Raw genomic sequence first — 24,895 nt, forward strand, 5'->3', positions numbered from 1 at the left:
TTTTGATTTTATATGTCATTTAAACGTGTCTGAATGTTTGAAAAATATACACCTGATGATAATTTATCATGAATAAGTGTGTTAAATCTAATAAATCGTAATCTAATAACAATGTTTACAAGTATATTGTAAGTTGTGATAAGTGAAAAGATGTTGAAATAGGGTTAAAAGAAAAAGGAAAGGGATTGAATGTGAGCCTAAAGACAATAAAAAGTCATCAAATAAACCATATAGTAATAGAATATGATTATTTGATGACTTTTTGTTATGGTATAGATGAAACCCCTTATTTCTGGAATACTTCCGGATATTTGTTTATAAAGTAGACCGGTGTGCAACTCCAGGCATGGCAATAGCTGTTTATCGGGAAGAAACCGTATGGAGACTGAGCGTCGTTGTTCGGGTCGTATACTTCCCAGAATGTATCGGCACCGCGTTCAACCATACTTCCCCAATAATCGAGCACCAGTTTACGGGCTTCCTGTTGCATGCCACATTGTAAGAGGGCTTCGACTACATAATGATAGGCGTAGGGGCATCCCGGATAAACCGCATCCGGCATCGACATAACGGTCGACATGGCTTTTACTCCTTCTTTCTGGTTTAGTGTACCGGATAAAATCATCCATACTTGCGAGAGATAGGAAATTTGTTTGTCTTTTCCACTCAGCATAACTCCTTGTTTCTTATCATAAAAATGATTGCGTGCCGCTTTTTTCATTTTTCCGGCGATAGTGTTCCATTGGGTAGCTTCTTTTTCTTTGCCTAAAAGTTTAGCCAGTTCATAGCTATGTTGCAAGGCAAATATGGTAAGTCCCTGCATGGAAGCCTGGCGGTCGTAACCGTCTTTCCAGTCGAATACCAGCCAGTATTGGGGCTTTTTGTCCATGTCGTAAATCCATTCGGGAGAAAATTGCCGGAGAGCGATTTCTATTTGTCGTACGACGACGGGCCAGAGGTCTTCGGCTGTTTCACGGTCGCCGGTTTCTTTCAGATATTCCAGCAGGGATACATTATATATCAAAGCATAATCTAATGTATGGGTTCCCTGTTGCGGATGCGGATGCGGGTCTTCCAGGACAGTGGCATGGAGTAACCCTTCATTGTTGGAAAGGGCGGCAAGCAGATAGAGGCAGCGTTTGGTCAGGTCGTGGTTTTTGAATGACACGGCGTTTGCCAATGCTTCGAGGTAAAGGTCGCCAATCCAGAGACGGCGGTCGCGTTTGGGACCGTCTTCATAGACTGTCTGCATGCATTCTTTCAAAGTCGCGAGTCCCACATCATTTATTTTCCGGATAAGCGGGTCTGTTCCTTCTGCTAATTGCATGGGGGTCATATTGACGGAAGTCTGTGCTTTGAAAGATAATTTATCGAATACAAAATCGAAGCCGGGAGAAGAACCTAATACATCTATTTTCAGATACCGGAATGCCATACGGCGGGGAATGGTTATCTCAGCAGGTACATACATGATTGTTACGGTTTCGTCCTGCAACCATGCGCGTGATAGTCCTCCGGGGAATGGGTCGAAAGGAGTATTTAGCTCACCGGGAACTTCTGCAAAAGTAAATTTCAACCGTATCGGGGCATCGGATTCCCGGTCGGAAAGGAGTTTCAGGGAGAATGTAAGATTTCCTGTCAGGTGTTCTCCGAAATCGAGGATAATGCCGGATTGTTCTTTAAAAGATTTTCCGAAGAAGCGGGAAGGACTTCCTGCATCTTCCATCCGCCAGCCTTGAAAGGCTTTTGGGTCGTTGACGGATTTAACAATCCGTACCGGTTGTATCTCTTTGTAAATGAGCCCAGGCTTACATGCTTCGCTTTTACGCAGCCATTCTTTACTGTCTTTGTAGTACGTGCTTTGTGCCAGGCAGGGGCTTGCAAGCGAGGCAAGGAAAAGCCCGGCGGTCAACAGGATTTGTTTCATGGTAATATGGTCTAAATAATGAATTATAATAGATTAGGTTTCAAATATAAAATAAATTGGTAAGTTCTTTCATATAAATAATTAATTTATTTTCAGAAGATAGAAGTCGTATAAAGTGTAGAACCATTTTTCCTTGTTTATTTTGTATCATTCCATGCAGGTACGATTTGAGATTTTGGAGGGGAATCGTAAGTAAAAATAAGTACATACGGATCCGGATATAACCAGGTCCGTATGTACTTATTTTTATATCCGTATGTGGTTAAACTTACATGCGCACGTATCTGGAACCACTTATGGGAATAGTTTCAGTAAGCGGATTCATGTATTCCTTTTATCGCCCGCCCACTTGGTTCATTCATGTTTTTAAAAGTAGCATCCCAGGCAAGGGCTTCCGCTGTGGAGCATGCTACACTTGGAACAGACGGAACGCTGCGTGCAGCATTTTCACTGGGAAAATGTTCTTCAAAGATACTACGATAAAAATATTCTTCTTTGTTTTGCGGCGTATTGGTAGGAAAGCGTTGTGCTGCATTCGCCATTTCTTTATCGGATATAGCCAGTGACGTTACTTTTTTTAATGTATCGATCCAACTATACCCCACACCATCGGAGAATTGCTCTTTCTGTCGCCATGCAATTTCTTCCGGTAACATATCGGCAAAGGCCTCACGGAGGATTTTCTTTTCGATGGTACCTCCCGGACACATTTTTGCTTGTGGATTCAGGCGCATGGCTACATCCAGAAATTCTTTGTCGAGGAACGGTACGCGTCCTTCCACACCCCATGCACAAAGGCTTTTGTTTGCACGCAGGCAGTCGTACATATAGAGTTTGCTCAATTTGCGTACGGTTTCTTCATGGAATGCCTGGCTATCAGGTGCTTTGTGGAAATAGAGATAGCCCCCGAAAACTTCATCAGCACCTTCTCCGCTCAGTACCATTTTGATTCCCATACTTTTGATAACTCGTGCCAGTAAATACATAGGGGTAGAGGCGCGGACTGTTGTTACATCGTATGTCTCTATGTAATAGATAACGTCGCGGATGGCATCCAGTCCTTCTTCTATGGTATAATTTATTTCGTGGTGAACAGTACCGATATAATCAGCGACTTTACGGGCTGCTACCAGATCAGGCGCTCCTTTAAGGCCGACGGCGAAGGAGTGAAGTTGAGGCCACCACGCATCAGCCTTACCTTCGGTTTCGATGCGTTTGGCTGCATATTTTTTAGCGATGGCTGAGGTGATGGAAGAATCCAGACCTCCGGAAAGTAGAACGCCATAGGGTACGTCGCTCATCAATTGGCGTTTTACAGCGGCTTCGAGGGCGTCGCGTAATTCCTGGACGCTTGCCGGGTTGTTTTTTACATTGTCATATTGCATCCAGTCGCGGACATACCAGCGGGTGAAGTCTTTGTCTTTGCTGTAGAAATAGTGTCCCGGAGGGAATTGGTTGTAGTGGGAGGCGTAGCCTTCCAAACCTTTCAGCTCAGAAGAAACGAGCAGATGCCCGTTGTCGTCGTAACCGATATATAGGGGGATGACGCCTATCGGGTCGCGGGCAATCAGATAGGTATCTTGTTCTTCATCGTATAGGGCGAAACCAAAGATTCCGCTTAGCATTTCTACACATCGTACACCGTACTGGGAGTAGAGGGCAAGGATGACTTCGCAGTCGCTGCCGGTCTGGAAATCGTATTCGCCTTTTAATTGTTCACGGAGCTTGCGGTGGTTATATATTTCACCGTTGACGGTAAGGATAAGTTTGCCATCTTTGCTTTTTAGGGGCTGACCTCCGGATGCGGGGTCTACGATGGAAAGGCGTTCGTGGGCGAGGATGGCTGTTTTACCTTGGTAAATGCCACTCCAGTCAGGACCACGATGACGGATTCGTTTACTCATTTTCAGGGCTTGCTGCCGGAGTTCGGCGGCGCCTTTACGGATGTTGAAGATTGCTGTTATGCCACACATGATTGTTGGGTTTTGTTGTTTTCCGGTTTGCCACCGGGCAGGCTCTTCATTTCTTTTGGCTTGACCCAAAGAAATGAAGCAAAGAAAAAGTCAAGACCTCTGCCGATAATAAGGGTAGGGGAACTGTTTCAATTTTTATTCAATAAGTACTTGTCGATATTCTCTGCTGCTTTTCGTCCGGATGCCATGGCGCGGACTACCAGGCTGGCTCCACTGACGGCATCACCACAGGCGAAAAGGTTGGTGCCGGGGATTCGGGTGGAGGGGGAGACGGCAATATGCTTGCGTTCTGTTATGGCAAGAGAGAGTTCTTTAACCAGTCCTTCCTGTTCCGGCTGGATGAAGCCCATGGCGAGGAATACTAAATCGGCTTCGATGATTTCTTTCTTACCTGTCTTTTGCATTCCAGGACGTTCGCCATTTGTTGCAGGATACCATTCCACTTCTTCTACTTCTACACCACGCAGGATATTTTTTTCACCGATAAAGCGGCAGGAAGCAAGGTTCCAGCGGCGGATACAACCTTCCTCGTGGCTACTGCTGGTTTTCAGCACTTGCGGATACATGGGCCAAGGGGTTGCCGGATTGTTTCCAATGGGTGGTTGGGGCATGATTTCTATTTGAGTCACGCTTGCGGCACCCTGACGGTTGGCTGTTCCTACACAATCGCTTCCGGTATCACCTCCTCCGATAACCAATACTTTTTTCCCTTTGCAATTGATAATGCTTTTGGTGGGTATGGAGATACCTTCGAGGAGACGGTTTTGCTGGGATAGTAATTCAAGGGCGAAATAAACGCCTTTTAGATTACGTCCTTCAACCGGGAGGTCGCGGGGAACTTCGGAGCCGATAGCAATGCAGACAGCATCGAAAGTTGTTGTTAACTCTTTTGCTGATATTTCACTGCCCACCAGGGTATTTACCCGGAATGTGATTCCTTCCTTTTCCATCAGTCTGATACGGCGGTCGATGATGTTTTTCCCCAGTTTAAAGTTAGGGATACCGAAACGGAGTAATCCGCCGGGAAGCTCGTCTTTTTCGAAAACAGTTACTTCATATCCTTTACGGTTCAGTTGGTTGGCTGCTGTCAGGCCGGCGGGACCGCTACCGATTATGGCGACACGTTTCCCGTTACGTATAGGTTGGACAGGGTGGATGTATCCTTCGCGAAAAGCAATTTCTACTATGGAGGCTTCATTTTCGCGGATGGTGACCGGCTCGTTGCAACTTAGTTTCAATACACAACTTTTCTCGCAGAGTGCCGGACAGATACGTCCGGTAAATTCCGGAAAGTCGCAGGTCTGTTCCAACACATGGTATGCTTCTTTCCATTTGCCTTTATATATAAGATCTTGCCATTCCGGCTGTTTGTTGCCGAGCGGGCATGCCCAGTGGCAGAAAGGTACGCCGCAATCCATGCAACGGGATGCCTGTGTACGACGGTCGCTACTGTTCAGGGTTTGTTCTACTTCGCTAAAATCGTCTATGCGTTCGTGTACAGGACGATAGCCTGCTTCTTGTCTGTGTATGGTGAGGAATGCTCTTGGATTTCCCATATTATTAATTAACGGTTGACAAGTGACAGTTTCTGCCTCTTGTCGGATTTATTATATATCGTTTTTTATTTATAGTCTATCGATAGCCGACAACTAACTGCCAATTGAACTTTGCCGACTGTCAACAGTTTAATAGTCTCTTTGCATTTCTGCTATTTTTTGTTGCAACTTCTTCATTTGTTCTTCCTGTAATACTTTTTTGTATTCGATGGGGACGATACAGATGAATTCGTCTACATACTTCTCCCATTTATCCAGCATCATACCGGCAAGTTGACTACCTGTATAGTGATAATGCTTGCGGATTAGTTCATGCAACTCTTTACGGGTGGCACTGTCTTCTATCAGTGAGAGTTCCACCATTTCCATATTGCAATAGTAGTCGAAGTCTCCTTTCTTATTCCAGACATAGGCAACACCGCCACTCATTCCAGCAGCGAAATTACGTCCAGTATGTCCGAGTACGACAACGCGTCCTCCGGTCATATACTCGCAACAATGGTCACCAACACCTTCCACTACGGCTATGGCACCGGAGTTACGTACACAAAAACGTTCGCCGACACATCCATTGATATAAACTTCTCCACTGGTAGCGCCATACATCAGGGTATTCCCTGCAATCGTATTGTCTTGTGCTACGAATGTGGAGCGGACTGGGGGCATAACACTGATGCGTCCCCCACTCAGTCCTTTTCCCAGATAGTCATTCGCTTCCCCTTCAAGGCGGAAGTTTATACCGTGCGCAAGGAAGGCGCCAAAGCTCTGTCCGGCAGAACCTTTAAATTTGATGTTGAGCGTATGTTCCGGAAGACCGGTATTGCCATAACGTTTGGCAATTTCCCCGGAAAGCATGGCGCCAACCGAGCGATCGGTATTGGCTATTGCATAATCTAAAGATATTTCCTGTTGGTGTTCGATGGCAGGCAGGGCGTGGCGGATGATGTCACGGTCTTTTACACTGTTTATCCGGTGAACCTGTTCTGTGGTATGATGAATGGCATTGAACGTTGCTTGTTCAGGCATGTGAAGCAGGTGAGTGAAATCCAGCAAATCATGTTTGTCGATGCCATCAGACGGTTTGCGTATAATCAGGTCAGCACGTCCGATAATATCATCCAGCTTTGTGTAGCCCATTTCTGCCAGGTATTCGCGTACTTCTTCGGCAAGGAAATTGAAGAAGTTTACCAGATATTCGTGTCGTCCATGGAAACGTTTGCGAAGTTCTTCATCTTGTGTGGCAACTCCTACCGGACAGGTATTCATATGGCATTTGCGCATCATGACACAACCTAAAACAATCAGGGCGGATGTGGCGAAACCGAATTCTTCGGCGCCCAACATAGCCATCAGTATAATATCGCGTCCGGTTTTTAATTGGCCATCGGTTTGTAGGCGTACCTGACCGCGCAGATTGTTCATAACCAATGTCTGCTGAGTTTCGGATAATCCCAGTTCCGGCGGTAGTCCGGCATAACGGATAGAGCTTATCGGGGATGCGCCTGTTCCTCCTTCGGCTCCGGATATGACGATGCGGTCGGCTTTTGCCTTTGCCACTCCGGCTGCGATAGTACCCACTCCGCTCTCGGATACCAGTTTTACACTGATTTCGGCATGCGGGTTGACATTTTTCAGGTCAAATATCAGTTGGGCCAGATCCTCGATCGAGTAAATATCGTGATGGGGGGGTGGAGAAATCAGTGAGATACCAGGAATGGAATGGCGTGTTTTTGCAATGATATCGTTTACTTTATATCCGGGTAACTGTCCGCCTTCGCCGGGTTTGGCTCCTTGGGCTACTTTGATTTGTATTTCATCGGCATTTACCAGATATTCCGTGGTGACACCGAAACGCCCGGAGGCAACCTGCTTGATGGCAGAGCGGAGAGATAAACCGTCTTCACGCGGAATAAAGCGGGCCGAGTCTTCGCCACCTTCACCGGTATTACTGCGCCCGTGTATCTTGTTCATTGCCATAGCCATTGTTTCGTGGGCTTCTTTACTGATAGAACCGAAGCTCATGGCACCGGTAACGAAACGTTTCATTATTTCTCCGGCAGGCTCGACCTGTTCTATGGAAACAGGTTGTCGTTTTTTGAAAGTCAGAAAGTCGCGGAGGAAGATAGGCGTCTCTTTCTCGTCCACTCGTTGGGTATATTCTTTGAATTTCTTGTAGCTGCCCAGGCGTGTAGCCAATTGCAGGGTTGAAATTGTCTCAGGATCCCAGGCATGTTTTTCTCCGTCTTTCCGGAAACTATAGATGCCTTTGTGTTCCAGCATCGAATCGGTTGGTAAGTCAAAAGCCTGATGATGCAGGGTGATGGCATCTTCTGCTATTTCGTCCAACCGGATACCACCTACATTACTGGTTGTACCGCCGAAATAAGTATCGGTAAGTTCACTGCTCAATCCGATGGCTTCAAAAAGTTTGGCTCCCCGGTAGCTTCGGATGGTACTGATACCCATTTTACTCATCACTTTGAACAACCCTTTGCAAAGTGCTTTGATATAATTTTTGCGGGCAGTTTCGTAGTTGAGTTGGATTTCTTGCCTGTCAGCAAGGTCTTTTAGGATAGCGAACACCATATACGGGTTGATTGCACTAGCCCCATACCCCAATAGTAAGGCGGCATGCATTACTTCGCGCATTTCTCCGGTTTCTACCACAAGAGCGGTTTGTACACGTTTTTGCACCGAAATCAGGTGGTGGTGTACGGCGCTTACAGCTAATAGAGAAGGGATGGGGGCATATGCCGAGTCTATATTTTTATCACTCAGGATGATGTAGTTAACTCCATCTATAACCGATTGCTCTGCCTGTTTGCAGAGTTGGTCGAGAGCGGATTTCAAACCCTCACGCCCTTTTGCCGCTTCGAAAAGCATCGGAAGTTTGACGGATTTGAATCCTTTATAGCGGATATTGCAAAGAATATCCAGTTGGGTGTTGGTCAATATCGGATGGTTAAGGCGTACCATTTTGCAATGCCCCTCACTTGGGGTCAGGATATGGTTGCCTACTGCGCCGATATATTCCGTGAGACTCATTACAAGTTCTTCACGAATAGGATCGATAGGCGGGTTGGTTACTTGTGCAAACTGCTGGCGAAAATAGTTATAGAGTATTTGCGGACGCGAAGAGAGTACGGCAAGTGGCGTATCGTTACCCATTGAACCGATAGGTTCCGCACCGCTTATACACATTGGGGTGATGATACGTTCCACATCTTCCCGGCTGTAACCGAATGTACGTAATAGTTTGTTATAGTTTTCTATCATATGGGGGATTTTGCGCCCGGATTTCAGTTCGTCCAGTTCCACCCGGTTATTTGCCAGCCAGCTTCGGTAAGGCTGTGCATGTGCGAGTTGCTCTTTCAGTCCGGTGTCGTAATAGATTTCACCTTTTTCTGTGTCTACCAATAGGATTTTACCAGGTTGAAGGCGTCCTTTTTCTTTTATTTCACTGGGTTCGAAATCCATGACACCGACTTCGGATGCTACGACCATCATCCCGTTTTTAGTAATCAGGTAACGTGCCGGTCGTAGTCCGTTACGGTCTAACATGCCACCGGCATACCTTCCGTCACTGAATAGCAGGGCGGCAGGACCGTCCCACGGCTCCATCAGTATGGAGTGGTATTCATAGAATGCTTTTAAATCTTCGGAGATGGGATTCTTTTCATTGAAACTTTCAGGTACAAGCATGGCCATAGCATGGGGCAGGCTCATTCCTGAAGCTACAAAAAATTCCAGTACATTGTCCAGTGAAGCACTGTCGCTCATTCCCGGTTGGATAATCGGGCGTATCTCTTCAATATCCGGAATGGCAGGCGAGGAGAGTACACTTTCACGTGCCTCCATCCAACCCCGGTTACCGCGTATTGTGTTGATTTCCCCGTTGTGGGCCAGCAGCCGGAAAGGTTGTGCAAGGCTCCATGTCGGAAAAGTGTTGGTACTGAAACGGGAGTGTACGAGAGCCAGCCCACTTGTCAGATAGTTGTTCGTTAAATCCGGGAAATAATGGCGGAGTTGCATGGATTCCAGCATACCTTTATATATAATGCTCCGGGTAGAAAGGGAAACGATATAAAAGTCTTTCTTATCCGGAATATCAGAAGCTGTAATCCGTTTTTCTATCCGCTTGCGAACCATGTATAATTTGAGTTCCAATGCCTGTTGGTCGTCACAACCTGTGATAAAGATTTGTTTGATGTCTGGTTCCGTATCTTTTGCCTCTTTTCCAAGTATATCCGTATGAACGGGGACTTTACGGAGATGCATCAGAGTTAGTCCTTCTTTCTCAATCTCTTCAATCATTATGCTCAGGATGGTTGAGCGTTGTACTTCATCTTTAGGAAAGAAAACCAACCCGGTTCCATATTTACCCTTTTCCGGTACGGGAATGCCTTGTAATAAGATGAACTCGTGTGGAATTTGCAGCAGGATACCTGCACCGTCGCCGGTTTTATTATCCGCTCCTTCTGCACCGCGATGACGCATATTCTCTAATACTTTAAGGGCAGACTCTACTATATCATGCGATTTGCCGCCATGGATGTTTACTACCAATCCTACGCCACAAGCATCGTGCTCATTAGCCGGATTATATAATCCTTGCTTGTTGTTCAAATAGCTTCTTTTTTTCATCGTTTGTTGACCTTATGTCTGTGTGTTATCTATTAATGTGTCAAAATGCTTGGCAAATATATAATATTGATTCCAAAATGTAAATACTATGGGTGGATTTGTTGACAATATTTTGGGTAATACAATACGTTTTCTTTCTATTTGTTATGCTTAAGGTGTTTATTTGTGATAAATTGAAATATTAATAATGTGTTTTGGTTATAAAATGAAATTTCATTTATTGTTTTAGGGGATTATCTAAATGTTGATTTTTTGAATCTAAATGAACATTTGAATGGTAGCTATGTGGTAAAAAATAGTAAATAAAATATAGTGTGGAAAGAAGAAGTGAGATAACAGATGTAAGACTATAAAAGATAATTGATTATGGATTAAGTTCTGAAAGAACTCTGTACATTTTATATCTGTGCAAAGATATGAATTTTTTATGTTGTTGTGTTATTTTTACTCAAAAAATGCATTGTCATTTCATTTTTAACAATTCGGAGAGATAAGAGTCTTTCTTGTATAACTAACGTTTAATAAGAGGTTTAAGTAAACTAAAAGAAAATCACCCTTTTAAAGTGTATTTATTCGAATCTCTGAATATATGTATAATACATTTAAAAATAATACTTTTTATAATAGGGCTTCCAGATGAAACAATAGAGATATGCCTTTTTTATGAATCTTTATTGTCTATTGAATATCAGCATTTTATTGTGTTTTGCAAAAGTGTTTTTAGTCGAGTTCTTTCAGAACCAAGACAACCTTCACTGAAGTTCTATGGGAAACTGATGAATTTGAATCAAAATGGTTCTACAAATGAGGGACGTTTAAGGTTTATAAAATCTCGTACATATTTATATCTCTAATTTTAATAAAAAAATAACGCTGGAAATATAAAGAACATTCTTTCAAATAAAATAAAAACACAAATTATGTTGAAACAAATCAAACCTATCAGCTTAATTCTATTGGCAGGTGTATTTTGCCTCCCGGAAAGCATCTATGCTGTTTCCGGTCCTGCCAGTCAAAGCGTAAGCGTTTCCCAGCAAAACGGGAAATTGTCAGGTACAGTGGAAGATGCCTTAGGACCGGTCCCCGGTGCATCTGTAGTTGTGAAAGGAACAACCAATGGTAATATTACCGATTTGGACGGTAAGTTCACATTGGAGGGTGTAAAGAATGGGGATATCATCCAGATATCTTATATTGGTTACACTACTCAGGAAATAAAGTATACAGGGCAAACTGTATTGAACATTAAGTTGGCGGAAGATACCCAGAAGTTGGAAGAAGTGGTGGTCGTTGGTTATGGTACACAAAAGAAAGTGAACCTGACCGGAGCCGTAGGCATTGCCGATGGGAAAGTACTGGAAGACCGTCCTATCGGAAATATCGCCCAAGGTTTGCAAGGCGTGGTTCCTAACTTGAACATCGATTTTGCGAGTGGTAACCCGACTGCCAAGACAACTTTCAATGTCCGTGGCGCAACATCATTGAACGGTGGACAGGCATTGGTATTGGTGGATGGAGTCGAAACCGACTTGTCTTTGCTGAATCCTCAGGATATTGAAAGCGTTTCCGTATTGAAGGATGCCGCTTCAGCTTCTATTTACGGTGCCCGTGCTGCATTCGGTGTTGTATTGGTAACCACCAAAAAAGGGAAAAAGTCTCAGAAAGTCCAGGTAAATTACAATAATAATTTTTCCTGGTCTGTAGCATCCCGCCTGCCGGATGGAGTTTCTTCCGATAAATGGGTTCGTGCCATGAACCAGGCTAATATTAATAATGGTAGTGGAGCCTATTTTACAGAAAACCAAATAAATGCAATCGATGCTTATATGGCTGGCACAGGCCCTTCCGCTTTTTTGGCAACAGACGGTACGATGACTGCTGCTGGCGAATGGGCTTATGCCGGAAACACCGACTGGTTTAAAGAAATGTACAAACCGGCTTTTATGCACCAGCATAATGCCAGCATCAGCGGTGGTTCGGATAAGACTACTTATTACGGTTCCATCGGATACAAGGGACAGGATGGTATTCTTGCCTATGGCACCGACACATACAAACGTATCAATATGTCGTTCAACTTTAGTACACAGGTAACCAAGTGGTTGGAATTGACATTCCGTACGAAGTATAACCGTAATACATCCGATAATCCGTATGCGGATGCTTATATGGGCAGTTCTCCCTTCTATGAAGTATACCGTGCCTTTCCGTTTATCCCGATGTATTTGCCGGATGGCGAACATTTCGGAGGTATCGCAGGGTCCAACTTTAACTATAATATCGTAGGACGTTTGGCTGAGGCAGGACGGGATAAAGTAAATTCGGATGACTTCTGGTATACGGCTGCCTTTAACCTGACTCCGATTGCCGGTTTGTCTATCAAAGGGGATTATACAGGAAATAAATTTTATAAAGACCAGACACAGCATACCAAGACTATCTACCAATATATGCCGGAAGGAAGTTCTTTGGCTCCGGGTTCGGCCGGTTCTCCCAATGGTGTAACAACAGCACGCTACGGGGATACTTACCAGGCATTGAACTTATGGGCTGAATATAAAAAGTCTTTCAATGATATACATAATTTGGGTGTGATGGTCGGTTACAACCAGGAAAGCAAAAAAACGACCAAACTAAGTGTTACGACCAGCAATTTGTTTGACAACAACTTTCCGGTAAGCGATTTGGCAAGCACACATAACCTGCCGGATGAAGAAGCGACTATCTGGGCTGTACAAGGTGCATTCTTCCGTGTTAACTATGATTTTAAACAGCGTTATCTGTTGGAAGTAAATGGACGTTACGACGGTTCTTCCAAATATGCAAGTGGCGACCGTTGGGGATTCTTCCCTTCCGTATCGGCCGGTTGGCGCATTTCGGAAGAAAAGTTCTTTGAAAATGCACGGAATGTATTTGATAATTTGAAAGTAAGAGCCTCTTACGGTTCTCTGGGTAACCAGGTTACGGATGGCAACTTCCAATATATGAGTTTCTTAGCAAGCGAAAGCCTGAAATATCTTATCAACGGTAATGTGGCAAGTGGTTTGAAACCGCCGACGTTGGCAAGTACGAATATTACATGGGAAAAGGTGTATACTTCCAATTTCGGTTTGGACTGGACAATGTTGAACGGCCGTCTTTCCGGTTCTTTCGACTATTATATCCGTAATACAAATGGCATGGTTGTAAACAAAACCTATCCGTTGGTTTTGGGAACTACCGGTGGTAAGGAAAATCTGGCAGATATGCGCACGAATGGTTGGGAATTATCATTGACATGGAATGACCGTATTAATGATGTAGCCGGAAGCCCGTTTGAATATTCCGTAGGGGTAGGTTTGTCCGACAATACTTCTACTATCACTAAATATGATAATCCGAGAAAGAGTTTGGACGAATCATTCTATGAAGGTCAGAAACTGGGAGAAATCTGGGGATATGTAACAGACGGGTTTATCAAAGATAAAGCGGAAGCTGAACAAATGGCTACTACACAGAAGTATATCAGTACAACTTGGATACCGGGTGATATCCGATATGCTGATTTGAATAATGACGGTAAGATAGATGAAGGAAACCGTGAAGTAGGGGATTCCGGTGATAAGAAAATAATCGGTAACAATACTCCGCGTTATAATTTCAATCTCAATTTGAGTGGTTCATGGAAGGGATTCGATTTAAGATTGTTCTTCCAGGGTACGATGAAACGTGATATTTGGTTGGACGATAACTCTTTCTGGGGATATAAGACCGGTATCTGGTGGGCATCCCTAAATGATTATATCGTAGATAATTCATGGAGCGAAACCAATACAAATGCTTATTACCCGGTTCCGACATGGAGCGACAGAAGTAAACAGGCACAGACAAAATACCTGCAGAATGGTGCTTATATTCGTCTGAAAGATGTCACATTAAGCTATACGCTTCCGAAACGCTGGATTTCCCCGATAGGAGTCAACCAGTTGAAGGTTTTCTTCAGCGGACAGAATTTGTTTGAAGTAACAGGTTTGTATAAATATCTGGATCCGGATATCGTGGGTAGCCGTAAAGATAACGGTGACCTGGCTGTTTCAGATGGAGGAAAGGTATATCCGTTTACTCGTTCATATTCATTCGGTATCAACGTAACATTCTAAATTAAACAAAGAGCATGAAAAAGATAAATATATTATTCGGAGGTTTATTGCTCCTTGCAGTGCAAAGTTGTAATGTATTGGACAAAAGCCCGTTAGATACAATCGATACCCAGCGTTATTTTTCTACGGCAAATGCTTCTGCTTTGGAACAATATTGCAACGATTTGTATCCGAAATTGATAAAAGGACATGGTGACCCGCAGACATATGGGTTCGGTATGATGGAAACGGATTTTCAGTCGGACGACCTTCTGCCATGGGATATGAATACGGTCGCATTCAGTCAGCAGACAATTTCTACAAAAGATGACGAATGGAAATGGGAGAATATCCGTGCTTGCAACGATTTTCTGGCAAATTATGAATTGTCTCCCGAGATAGAGTCTGTAAAACAGCGTTACGCCGGAGAAATTCTTTTCTTCAAATGCATGGATTACTTCAATAAAGTACGTCGTTTCGGCGATGTGCCCTGGTATGATAAGGCATTGGTTCCCGGCGACGAGGATTTGTATAAAGCGCGTGATTCCCGCACCGTAGTGATGGCTAATGTATTAAAAGACATAAATCAGGCTATTGCATGGTTGCCGACAAAAGCGACAACAGGTGTTTCCCGTATCAGCAAGGATGCGGCACTTGCTTTGAAAGCACGTATGTGTTTGTTTGAAGGTACTTACCGTCGTTACCACAATATTGAAGGTGACCAGGAATTTTTGCAGGCTGCTTATGATGCGGCAGGCGAATTGATGAAACCGGAATATGGTTATGCTTTGTTTGTAGGTTCCAAACCTGAAAAGTCTTATTATGAACTGTTTATTCAGGCAGATTACAATAGCAACAAAGAAGTTATATTATCTAAAGAATATGATCCCGGTAAAAGTATGGGTAATAATGTAACCCGCCAGATATATAAAGGTTTGGAAAGACCTATCGGCTTGAGCAAGGATGCAGTAGACGATTATCTATGTGCTAACACAGGTTTGCCTATTTCTATCTGCGGTTGTGAAGGACATACGCAGCATACTACATTAATTGCGGAATTGAAAGACCGTGACCCGCGTTTGTTACAGACTGTTCCGACACCGGAAGCCGGTGAGTTTACTTATTATCTGGAAGGCAAACGTCCGGATATCGGAAAAATAACATCCGGTATCGGTTATAGCACATCGACAGGTTATGCAATTGTCAAATTCTATAATCCGGGTGAATTATCCGAAACACACCATCAGGGTACGGAAGATGCTCCGATTTTCCGCTATGCGGAAATTTTGCTGACCCGTGCAGAGGCTGCAGCAGAATTAGGTTTAGACCCGGAATTGGACAAAACAGTAAACGCTTTGAGAGACCGGGTCGGTTTCAAATGGCATTTAACTGCAAGCCCGAAAGAAGACCCGAAATTGGTTAGCGAATATCCTACTATCAAAGGTCCGAATGCAAACCTTATCCGGGAAATCCGTCGCGAACGCCGTGTTGAATTAATGGCGGAAGGCTATCGTTATTACGATTTGATGCGTTGGGCTTGCGGTGAAAACCTGAATAAACCGAAACTGGGTATTATTCCGGATAAAGCCACGAGTGAAAGTGATCCGACCGGGTATAATGATAAGGATTATGATAGTATTGTAAACGAATTAGGTCTGGTAAATGGATCCGTGGATGTATATACAAAACGTGTAACCAACCCGAAAGCCATGTTTACTTCTCCTAAAAACTATTTGTTTAATGTTCCGACGGCCCAGATAGGTTTGAATCCGAATCTGCTGCCACAGAATCCGGGTTGGGAATAAAAAAATGAAATAAAAACATTTGGCATAATTAATATTGAAAGAGATTTTTGTCAAATTCATCCAGTCCACCGTAGTGATTACAGGCGGACTGGATATTTTTTATGGCTTTTCTGAATCATAACTATGGTTTTCCGAAATCATAACTATGAATTGGAAAAATCATAACTATGAGTTTAGAAAATGGCTATTGCTAAAATAAGAAAGCCTGACAGTTTTTGAGGATATCTTCATAACTGTCAGGCTTTCTTATTTTGTAGTTTTTTATTCCTTATACCTGTAATGCCAATGTGAAACGGCATCCTTTATTATATTCCATATCGATGGAGAGATTACCGTTTATTTTATTTGCGATCAGGGAACAGATAGGCAGGCCGAGTCCGTCGCCTTCAGCCAGGTCTTTAATTTCCCGGAAAGGTTTGAATATGTTTTCTTTTTGTTCTTCAGGAATACCGGGGCCGCTGTCGGATATGATGAACTGGCATAAATGAGCTCCTTTTTTCTTGAATACCAATCTTATTTTACCAGTAGAAGTATATAATGCGGCATTTTTCAGCAGATGTAACAATATTCTTTCCAGTTGCTCCGGATTTGTTTTTATCTCCAGGGAAGGAGCATCTATGATGGTTTCAACTTCCGGCTGAACATCCTCTTTAATTTTGTCCATGATGTCTTTGCAGAAGTTACTTACGTTAAAGGACTGCTTTTCGTAAGTTTCCAGCAAAGAATTTTCCAGTTCGGAAAGTTCCTGGATGTTTTCACTGAATTGTTTCAGGGCATCTATCCGTACTTTGATTGCTTTAGCCTGCTCCGGAGCGGCAGTTCCCAGTTCCTGAACGGAAGTATTCAGTTTATCCAGGGTCGGTTCCATCTGAGCGGAAATATTTTGGATGAACTTGGTTTGTTGTTCATTATGCTCATTGGTGGTCTGGATGATTTTCTTTAATTTCTTATTGAGGATAATAAAGCGCAATAAAATGAATATGACGAAAAGTAGGGCGGCAATAAGGATTGCGGCGAAAGTACATAATCCGATTATCATGTATTGTTTGCCGGCAAGCGTGTTGTCTTTATCCTGAATGGTTTGCAGGCTGTCGTCGTATTTCAGTTGCAAGGCTCCCAGCTTGTCTTGTGCCGTGAGGGCTTTGACTGAATCGGTCCAGACAATATATTTTTCGTATGTACGTTCCATCAGGGGAGCGTTGTTGGCTTTTCGGGCGATTGCTATCAGGTTTTTATAGCATTCGCTTACTTTATCATATTCTTTCTTTTCCTTGTGCTGATTGGTCAATTTCTGGAAATAGCTGTCTCCCTGTTCATTTTGTCCGAACGTATAATAGAAACTTGCCTGGGTATATAATAAATCGTCGGATAGTTGATTGTTGCCGGATTGTTTGGCTAAATTATCCAGTTCGTTAAGCTGGTTCTGGGCTTGTGCCATGTTTTTGAGCTGTATATACATTTGCAGGCGCTCTTTGGTAATGGCGAAGCGCTGATCATAGAATGTCTTTTGTGCTTTCTGCTCTTCATCGAAAAGGAACTGGTTCATTTGCCGGCATAGGTCGAATGCCTCTTTATAATAATTCTCGCGGTAATAAAGCGAGCTTGCTTTCGTTCCGCATTCGATGGCTTGTGCATATTCACCTTTATTGGCAAATGCTTTGTAAGCCTGAATAAAAAGATAACGGGCCTTTGTATAATCTTTTGTTTCAAGACTACTTTGTGCCTGTTTCATCAATTCGTCTGCTCTGTTTTGTGCCTGGAGGGTAGTGCAGAAACAAACGACAACCATGAGGATGTAATACCTGATTTTCATAATACAAAATTTAATTTGAAACAAATATATGTATTTATTCAAAATTAAAGTCAGCCTTACACTGAAAAAGTTTGGAAGGGAAAAGCATTGCATGTAGGAAAAACAAGCGACTGTTCCTGCGATTCGGTATGATAATCATATGGATTTTGGGAACGGAGGGATGCAGGATTACAGCAGATATGTTTAGGACTTTTGTAAATTGTTTATTAAACAGTTGCCTCCATCTTACAGTTTAATAGATAACAGTATCTTTTTTCTACGTATTTATTAAAGTGTCGAAAAAATATCGTTTTATAAAATAAATTAACTAAATGCCGGATAAAGTCCTTATTTCTATTAATGTGTCAAATATGTTTTGTTTGCATGAGCAATATGTAATATATTGTAAGTATCTTTGCAACCAGAATAAACAAGATTGAACCAAATGGAAGTACTTAAACATGAGTGTGGAGTCGCCATGGTCCGGTTACTGAAACCTTTAGAGTATTATCATCAGAAGTATGGTACCTGGATGTATGGCCTCAACAAGCTCTATTTGCTGATGGAAAAGCAGCATAACCGCGGTCAGGAAGGAGCCGGTTTAGCCTGCGTAAAGTTGGAGGCAAGCCCCGGTGAAGAATATATGTTTCGAGAAAGGGCCTTAGGGACAGGAGCGATTACCGATATATTTGCAGCCGTTCATAATCACTACAAAGACTGTCCGCCCGGTAAATTAAATGATCCCATTTACGCTAAAACGAACCTTCCTTTTGCAGGAGAGCTTTATATGGGCCACCTGCGTTACAGTACAACCGGGAAATCCGGTATTTCCTATGTCCATCCTTTTTTACGCCGCAACAACTGGAGAGCCAAGAACCTGGCATTATGCGGTAATTTCAATTTAACTAACGTACAAGATATTTTTGATGAGATAACGGCCATCGGGCAGCATCCGCGTGCTTATGCAGATACTTTTATCATGCTGGAGCAAATCGGGCACCGTCTGGACCGGGAAATCGAACGTCTGTACCAGAAGTTTGAAGGCGAAGGCCTGAAAGGTATGGAGATTACCCATGCAATCGAATCAAATGTAGATTTGTCGAACATGTTGAAACGTTGTGCCCCGCAATGGGATGGAGGATATGTAATCTGCGGCCAGACCGGTAGCGGTGAAATGTTCAGCGTGCGCGACCCCTGGGGTATCCGCCCTGCCTTCTATTATGCGGACGACGAGATAGTTGTTCTTGCTTCCGAGCGCCCGGTTATACAAACAGCAATGAATGTACAGGCTGAGGATATTAAAGAGCTGAAACCTGGACAGGCTGTCCTGATTAGCAAGGCCGGCGAATTTCGTACCTCGCAAATCGTGGAGCCGAAAGAAAACAAAGCCTGCTCTTTCGAACGTATCTATTTCTCTCGTGGCAGTGATGTGGATATTTATAAAGAACGTAAATGTTTAGGTAAAAATCTGGTGCCGGCCATCCTGAAAGCTGTTGACAACGATTTGAACCATACCGTTTTCTCCTTTATTCCGAATACGGCGGAAGTCGCTTATTTCGGCATGCAGGAAGGGCTGAACGAGTATCTGAACAAGTTAAAGAAAGAGTGGATAGCCGACCGCAACCATTTAATTAAAGAAGAAGAACTGGAACAAATACTTTCCATGCGTGTTCGTTGTGAGAAAGTAGCTATAAAAGATATAAAATTGCGTACCTTTATCGCCGAAGGGAACAGCCGTAATGATTTGGCGGCGCATGTATATGATATTACCTATGGCAGTATTGTTCCTTTCGAGGATAATCTGGTGGTGATAGATGACAGCATCGTGCGTGGAACCACTTTGCGACAGAGTATTATCGGTATCCTGGACCGTTTGCATCCGAAGAAGATTGTGATTGTGTCTTCTTCTCCGCAGGTTCGTTATCCGGACTACTACGGTATCGATATGTCCCGGATGAATGAATTTATAGCGTTCAAAGCCGCGGTTGCTTTGCTGAAAGAGAGAGGGCAGGATGAAATAATCCTGGAAGCCTACCGGAAAGCAAAGTTACAGCAGATGCAAAAAGACGGAATGATTGTGAATTATGTAAAAGAGATTTATGCTCCGTTTACCGATGAGGAAATCTCAGCCAAAATGGTTCAGTTGCTTACCCCTCCCGGAACGAAGGCGGAAGTGGAAATCGTTTATCAGACACTCGAAGGCTTACATGCTTCTTGTCCGAATCATCCCGGCGACTGGTATTTTTCCGGCGATTATCCTACACCAGGCGGTGCGCGCATGGTGAACAATGCGTTCATTAATTATATGGAAGAAGAATATTTAATCAGGTGACAGTTGACAGTTGACAAGTGACAGTTGGGTTTGTGACTACCGGCTGCCACTTGTCAACTGTCACTTGTCAACTGTCAACTTTTAAAATTATGCAGATAGAAAAAACGGCAACATTAGTTCTAGATGACGGTACTTGTTTTCGTGGCCTTTCTTTTGGCTGTGAAAAAGATGTAACCGGCGAAGTCGTGTTCAATACCGCGATGACCGGTTATCCGGAGAGTTTGACCGACCCCTCTTATGCCGGTCAGCTAATGGTTTTGACTTATCCTTTGGTAGGAAACTACGGAGTACCTCCCCGTACTTTTGAAAAAAATGGTATCTCCACTTTTATGGAAAGCGAGAAGATACATGCAGACGCCATTATTGTGAGCGATTACAGTCATGAATACAGCCACTGGAATGCGGAGGAAAGTCTGGGCGACTGGTTAAAGAAAGAACAAATACCCGGAATTTACGGTATCGACACCCGTGCATTGACAAAGAAATTGCGTGAACATGGGGTTATGATGGGACGGATTGTCATTGGTGATGGGGATTTGCAGTTCTCGGCCCCCAATTACGGCGACATCAATTATGTGGATAAAGTGTCCTGTAAAGAGATTATCTGCTATCAGCCCGACGGAACCAGCGAATCATTCCCGGTAGAGTACTTCAACAACTCTCAAATGTCGACTCTCAATCCTCAATTGAAACGAGTTATCCTGGTAGATTGCGGAGTTAAACATAACATTATCCGTAACCTGTTGAAGCGGAATGTAGCCGTGATACGTGTCCCCTGGAATTATGATTTCAACGGTTTGGAATACGACGGGCTTTTCATTAGCAATGGGCCCGGCGACCCGGATACCTGCGATGCCGCCGTTCAGAACATTCGCAAGGCACTTGGCGGAGACAAACCCATCTGCGGAATCTGTATGGGAAACCAATTGCTCGGTAAAGCAGGAGGGGCTTCTATTTATAAATTGAAATACGGTCATCGTAGCCATAACCAGCCGGTTCGCATGGTAGGAACGGAAAAATGTTTCATTACCTCCCAGAACCACGGTTATGCGGTAGACAATGATACTTTGGGTGCCGAATGGGAACCGCTTTTTGTAAACATGAACGATGGTACGAACGAAGGTATTAAGCATAAAACGAAACCATTCTTCTCTTCCCAGTTCCACCCCGAAGCATGCAGCGGGCCTACGGATACGGAGTTTATCTTTGATAAATTTGTAGAGTTATTATGATACAGGGTTGGAAGCCATTAAAAAAGAAGCAAACATGAAAGAAGATATAAAGAAAGTCCTGATACTTGGTTCCGGCGCTTTGAAGATTGGCGAAGCCGGCGAATTTGATTATTCAGGCAGCCAGGCATTAAAGGCAATCAAGGAAGAAGGCATCCAAACGGTGCTTATCAATCCGAATATTGCAACGGTACAAACTTCAGAGGGAGTTGCGGACACAGTTTATTTCCTGCCCGTTACTCCTTTCTTTGTGGAAAAGGTCATCGCAAAAGAACGCCCCGAAGGCATTTTGCTGGCGTTCGGCGGTCAGACGGCACTGAACTGCGGAGTCGCTTTATACCAGAGCGGCGTACTCGAAAAATATAATGTGCGTGTATTGGGTACTCCGGTACAGGCTATCATGGATACGGAAGACCGCGAATTGTTTGTCCGCAAACTGGATGAAATCGAGGTGAAGACAATCAAGAGCGAAGCCGTGGAGAATGCGGCCGATGCCCGCCGTGCCGCTGCTGAATTGGGCTATCCGGTTATTGTCCGCGCCGCTTATGCCTTAGGAGGTCTGGGTTCTGGTTTCTGCGATAATGAAGAAGAACTGGATGTCCTGGTGGAAAAGGCATTCTCTTTCTCTCCCCAGGTACTGGTGGAAAAGAGTTTGAAGGGATGGAAGGAAGTGGAATACGAAGTGGTCCGCGACCGTTTCGACAACTGTATCACCGTTTGTAACATGGAGAACTTCGACCCGCTGGGCATCCATACCGGCGAAAGTATCGTAATTGCTCCTTCGCAAACCTTAAGTAATACGGACTATCATAAATTACGCGAGCTTGCTATCCGTATCATTCGCCATATCGGTATTGTAGGCGAATGTAATGTACAGTATGCCTACGACCCGGAATCGGAAGACTACCGTGTGATTGAAGTCAATGCCCGCCTCAGCCGCTCATCCGCTCTGGCATCCAAGGCAACCGGTTATCCGTTGGCTTTTGTGGCAGCAAAACTGGGATTGGGATACGGTCTTTTCGATTTGAAGAACTCGGTAACCCGTACGACCAGTGCTTTCTTTGAGCCGGCTCTCGACTATGTGGTATGTAAAATCCCCCGCTGGGATTTAGGTAAGTTCCACGGCGTGGCCCGCGAGTTAGGCAGCAGCATGAAGTCCGTTGGCGAGGTAATGGCTATCGGACGTACCTTTGAAGAAGCTATCCAGAAGGGGCTTCGCATGATAGGGCAGGGCATGCACGGTTTCGTAGAAAATAAAGAACTGGTTATATCCGATATAGACAAAGCGCTGCACGAACCGACAGACCGTCGTATTTTCGTTATCTCCAAAGCATTCCGTGCCGGTTATACGGTAGACCAGATACACGAGCTGACCAAGATAGACCGCTGGTTCCTTCAAAAACTGTACGGAATCATGCAAACGTCCAAAGAACTGAGGCAGTTGACAGTTGACAGTGGACAATTGACAGTTAAAAAAGAATATAAAGAACAATTGTCACCTGTCACCTGTCAATTGTCACCTGTCACCCTGTTGCGTAAAGCAAAGCAACTTGGCTTCTCCGATTTCCAGATAGCCCGTGCCCTCGGTCTGGATGAAGATATAGAAAAAGGGATGATGCTGGTTCGACAGTTCCGTAAGGAGTATGGAATCCTTCCGGTGGTGAAACAGATAGATACCCTTGCCGCCGAATATCCGGCACAGACAAACTACCTGTACCTGACTTACAGCGGTACGGAAAATGATATTGAATACGAAAACGACCATCGCTCTATCGTAGTGCTCGGTTCCGGGGCCTACCGTATCGGTAGTTCAGTGGAATTTGACTGGTGTGGTGTGCAGGCACTTGAAACCATCCGGAAGGAAGGCTGGCGTTCGGTGATGATTAACTACAACCCGGAAACCGTCTCCACCGACTATGATATGTGCGACCGCCTGTACTTCGACGAGTTGACGTTCGAACGCGTGATGGATATTCTCGAACTGGAAAACCCGCACGGCGTGATAGTCTCTACCGGCGGACAGATTCCGAATAACCTTGCGATGCGTCTGGACGAACAGCATGTCAATATCCTCGGTACATCCGCCAAGAGTATCGATAATGCGGAAGACCGCGAGAAGTTCTCCGCCATGCTCGACCGCATTGGGGTAGACCAGCCGCGCTGGAAGGAACTTTCTTCCATGGACGACATCAACCAGTTTGTAGAAGAGGTAGGTTTCCCGGTTCTGGTACGCCCGAGTTATGTACTGAGCGGGGCGGCAATGAATGTCTGCTCCAACCAGGAGGAACTGGAACGCTTCCTGCAACTTGCCGCCAATGTAAGCAAGAAACATCCGGTGGTAGTCAGCCAGTTTATCGAACATGCCAAAGAAGTGGAAATGGATGCCGTAGCCGATAAAGGCGAGATTGTGATGTATGCCATCAGCGAACATATCGAGTTTGCCGGCGTGCACTCCGGTGATGCCACTATCCAGTTCCCGGCTCAGAAACTGTATGTGGAAACCGTACGCCGCATCAAACGTATCAGCAAGCAGATTGCGAAGGAACTGAATATCTCCGGTCCGTTCAATATCCAGTATCTTGCCAAGGGGAATGAAATCAAGGTAATCGAGTGTAACCTCCGTGCCAGCCGTTCTTTCCCGTTCGTCAGCAAGGTATTGAAGATAAACTTTATCGAACTTGCCACCCGCATCATGCTGGGCTTGCCGGTAGAGAAACCGGGTAAGAACGAGTTCGACCTGGATTATGTAGGTATCAAAGCCTCCCAGTTCTCCTTCAACCGCCTGCAAAAGGCAGACCCGGTGCTGGGTGTGGATATGGCGTCTACCGGTGAGGTGGGCTGTATCGGCGACGACCTCTCTGAAGCCGTTCTGAAAAGTATGCTGTCCGTAGGGCTTCGTATCCCGAAAAAGACCGTCTTGCTCTCTACCGGAACACCGAAGCAGAAAGTAGCCATGTTGGATGCAGCCAAGATGCTGGCAAATAAAGGATACACCTTGTATGCAACCGGAGGCACACATCGTTTCCTCGAAGAAAACGGCATTCCGAACGAGCGGGTCTACTGGCCGAGTGAAGAGGGCAAAGAACCCCAGGCGCTGACCTTGCTCCATGAAAAGAAGATAGACATGGTTGTGAATATTCCGCGTGACCTTTCAGCCGGAGAGTTGAACAACGGATATAAAATCCGCCGTGCCGCTATCGACCTGAATGTCCCTCTTATCACCAATGCCCGTCTGGCAAGTGCTTTCATCGAAGCCTTCTGCACGCTGGGTATGGATGATATACAGATAAAGAGCTGGCAGGAATATAAATAACAGATATAATCCGGTAAAGGGAATGTGTCAAAACGATTTTGATACTTTCTTTTAGGCACGGATTCCACGGATTTCACGGTTTTAGTTTATAAGAACCGTGAAATCCGTGGAATCTGTGCCTAAAATTTTGTCGTTATGTAAGTTGTTATGTGCTTTTGACATACCCTCTTTAATGGGTAGGGTGTGGATGTATGCAACTATACGTC

At 44.4% G+C, this 24,895-nt stretch carries 10 protein-coding genes; 5 read left to right on the forward strand and 5 right to left on the reverse strand.

The genetic code is table 11. The annotated features are described in order from the left end of the window. Positions 1-286: 286 nt before the first annotated feature. The 4 genes from ACGE0T_RS05290 to gltB form a co-directional block, all read right to left on the reverse strand. The gene (locus ACGE0T_RS05290; protein ID WP_459189493.1) at positions 287-1,927 is read right to left on the reverse strand and encodes an alpha-L-rhamnosidase-related protein; all 1,641 of its coding nucleotides are present in this window, start codon (positions 1,925-1,927) and stop codon (positions 287-289) included. A gap of 308 nt (positions 1,928-2,235) precedes the next feature. After that, on the reverse strand, positions 2,236-3,900 hold the full coding sequence (gene asnB, locus ACGE0T_RS05295) for an asparagine synthase B (RefSeq protein ID WP_459189494.1): 1,665 nt from the start codon (positions 3,898-3,900) through the stop codon (positions 2,236-2,238). A gap of 128 nt (positions 3,901-4,028) precedes the next feature. Next, positions 4,029-5,456, reverse strand: a complete 1,428-nt coding sequence (locus ACGE0T_RS05300; protein ID WP_459189495.1) for a glutamate synthase subunit beta — start codon at positions 5,454-5,456, stop codon at positions 4,029-4,031. Positions 5,457-5,585: 129 nt separating this feature from the next. Beyond that, positions 5,586-10,100, reverse strand: coding sequence for a glutamate synthase large subunit (gene gltB, locus ACGE0T_RS05305; protein WP_459189496.1), 4,515 nt, complete (start codon positions 10,098-10,100; stop codon positions 5,586-5,588). Between the two features lie 920 nt (positions 10,101-11,020). Between gltB and ACGE0T_RS05310 the strand changes: the two genes are divergently transcribed. Together ACGE0T_RS05310 and ACGE0T_RS05315 are read left to right on the forward strand one after the other, a co-directional pair. Then, a complete protein-coding gene (locus tag ACGE0T_RS05310) occupies positions 11,021-14,239 on the forward strand; it encodes a SusC/RagA family TonB-linked outer membrane protein (RefSeq protein ID WP_459189497.1) in 3,219 nt (1,072 codons plus the stop codon). A 14-nt stretch (positions 14,240-14,253) separates the two neighbouring features. After that, a complete protein-coding gene (locus ACGE0T_RS05315) occupies positions 14,254-16,023 on the forward strand; it encodes a RagB/SusD family nutrient uptake outer membrane protein (RefSeq protein ID WP_459189498.1) in 1,770 nt (589 codons plus the stop codon). Positions 16,024-16,291: 268 nt separating this feature from the next. Here ACGE0T_RS05315 and ACGE0T_RS05320 read toward each other — a convergent pair whose 3' ends face one another. Beyond that, entirely contained in the window at positions 16,292-17,836 is a 1,545-nt protein-coding gene (locus ACGE0T_RS05320) for a sensor histidine kinase (protein ID WP_459189499.1), read from the reverse strand. Positions 17,837-18,260: 424 nt separating this feature from the next. Between ACGE0T_RS05320 and ACGE0T_RS05325 the strand changes: the two genes are divergently transcribed. From ACGE0T_RS05325 to carB, 3 genes are all read left to right on the forward strand, one after another. After that, a complete protein-coding gene (locus tag ACGE0T_RS05325) occupies positions 18,261-20,147 on the forward strand; it encodes an amidophosphoribosyltransferase (RefSeq protein WP_459189500.1) in 1,887 nt (628 codons plus the stop codon). Positions 20,148-20,236: 89 nt separating this feature from the next. Beyond that, on the forward strand, positions 20,237-21,379 hold the full coding sequence (carA, locus tag ACGE0T_RS05330) for a glutamine-hydrolyzing carbamoyl-phosphate synthase small subunit (protein ID WP_459189501.1): 1,143 nt from the start codon (positions 20,237-20,239) through the stop codon (positions 21,377-21,379). Between the two features lie 34 nt (positions 21,380-21,413). Beyond that, a complete protein-coding gene (gene carB, locus ACGE0T_RS05335; protein ID WP_459189502.1) occupies positions 21,414-24,689 on the forward strand; it encodes a carbamoyl-phosphate synthase (glutamine-hydrolyzing) large subunit in 3,276 nt (1,091 codons plus the stop codon). Positions 24,690-24,895 lie beyond the last annotated feature (206 nt).

The organism is Parabacteroides sp. APC149_11_2_Y6, assembly GCF_054506995.1.

Bases quoted from the DNA above. Each gene is read 5' to 3' on its own strand.
- ACGE0T_RS05290 (WP_459189493.1), bottom strand. From the start codon at position 1,927: ATGAAACAAATCCTGTTGACCGCCGGGCTTTTCCTTGCCTCGCTTGCA.
- asnB (WP_459189494.1), bottom strand. From the start codon at position 3,900: ATGTGTGGCATAACAGCAATCTTCAACATCCGTAAAGGCGCCGCCGAA.
- ACGE0T_RS05300 (WP_459189495.1), bottom strand. From the start codon at position 5,456: ATGGGAAATCCAAGAGCATTCCTCACCATACACAGACAAGAAGCAGGC.
- gltB (WP_459189496.1), bottom strand. From the start codon at position 10,100: ATGAAAAAAAGAAGCTATTTGAACAACAAGCAAGGATTATATAATCCG.
- ACGE0T_RS05310 (WP_459189497.1), top strand. From the start codon at position 11,021: ATGTTGAAACAAATCAAACCTATCAGCTTAATTCTATTGGCAGGTGTA.
- ACGE0T_RS05315 (WP_459189498.1), top strand. From the start codon at position 14,254: ATGAAAAAGATAAATATATTATTCGGAGGTTTATTGCTCCTTGCAGTG.
- ACGE0T_RS05320 (WP_459189499.1), bottom strand. From the start codon at position 17,836: ATGAAAATCAGGTATTACATCCTCATGGTTGTCGTTTGTTTCTGCACT.
- ACGE0T_RS05325 (WP_459189500.1), top strand. From the start codon at position 18,261: ATGGAAGTACTTAAACATGAGTGTGGAGTCGCCATGGTCCGGTTACTG.
- carA (WP_459189501.1), top strand. From the start codon at position 20,237: ATGCAGATAGAAAAAACGGCAACATTAGTTCTAGATGACGGTACTTGT.
- carB (WP_459189502.1), top strand. From the start codon at position 21,414: ATGAAAGAAGATATAAAGAAAGTCCTGATACTTGGTTCCGGCGCTTTG.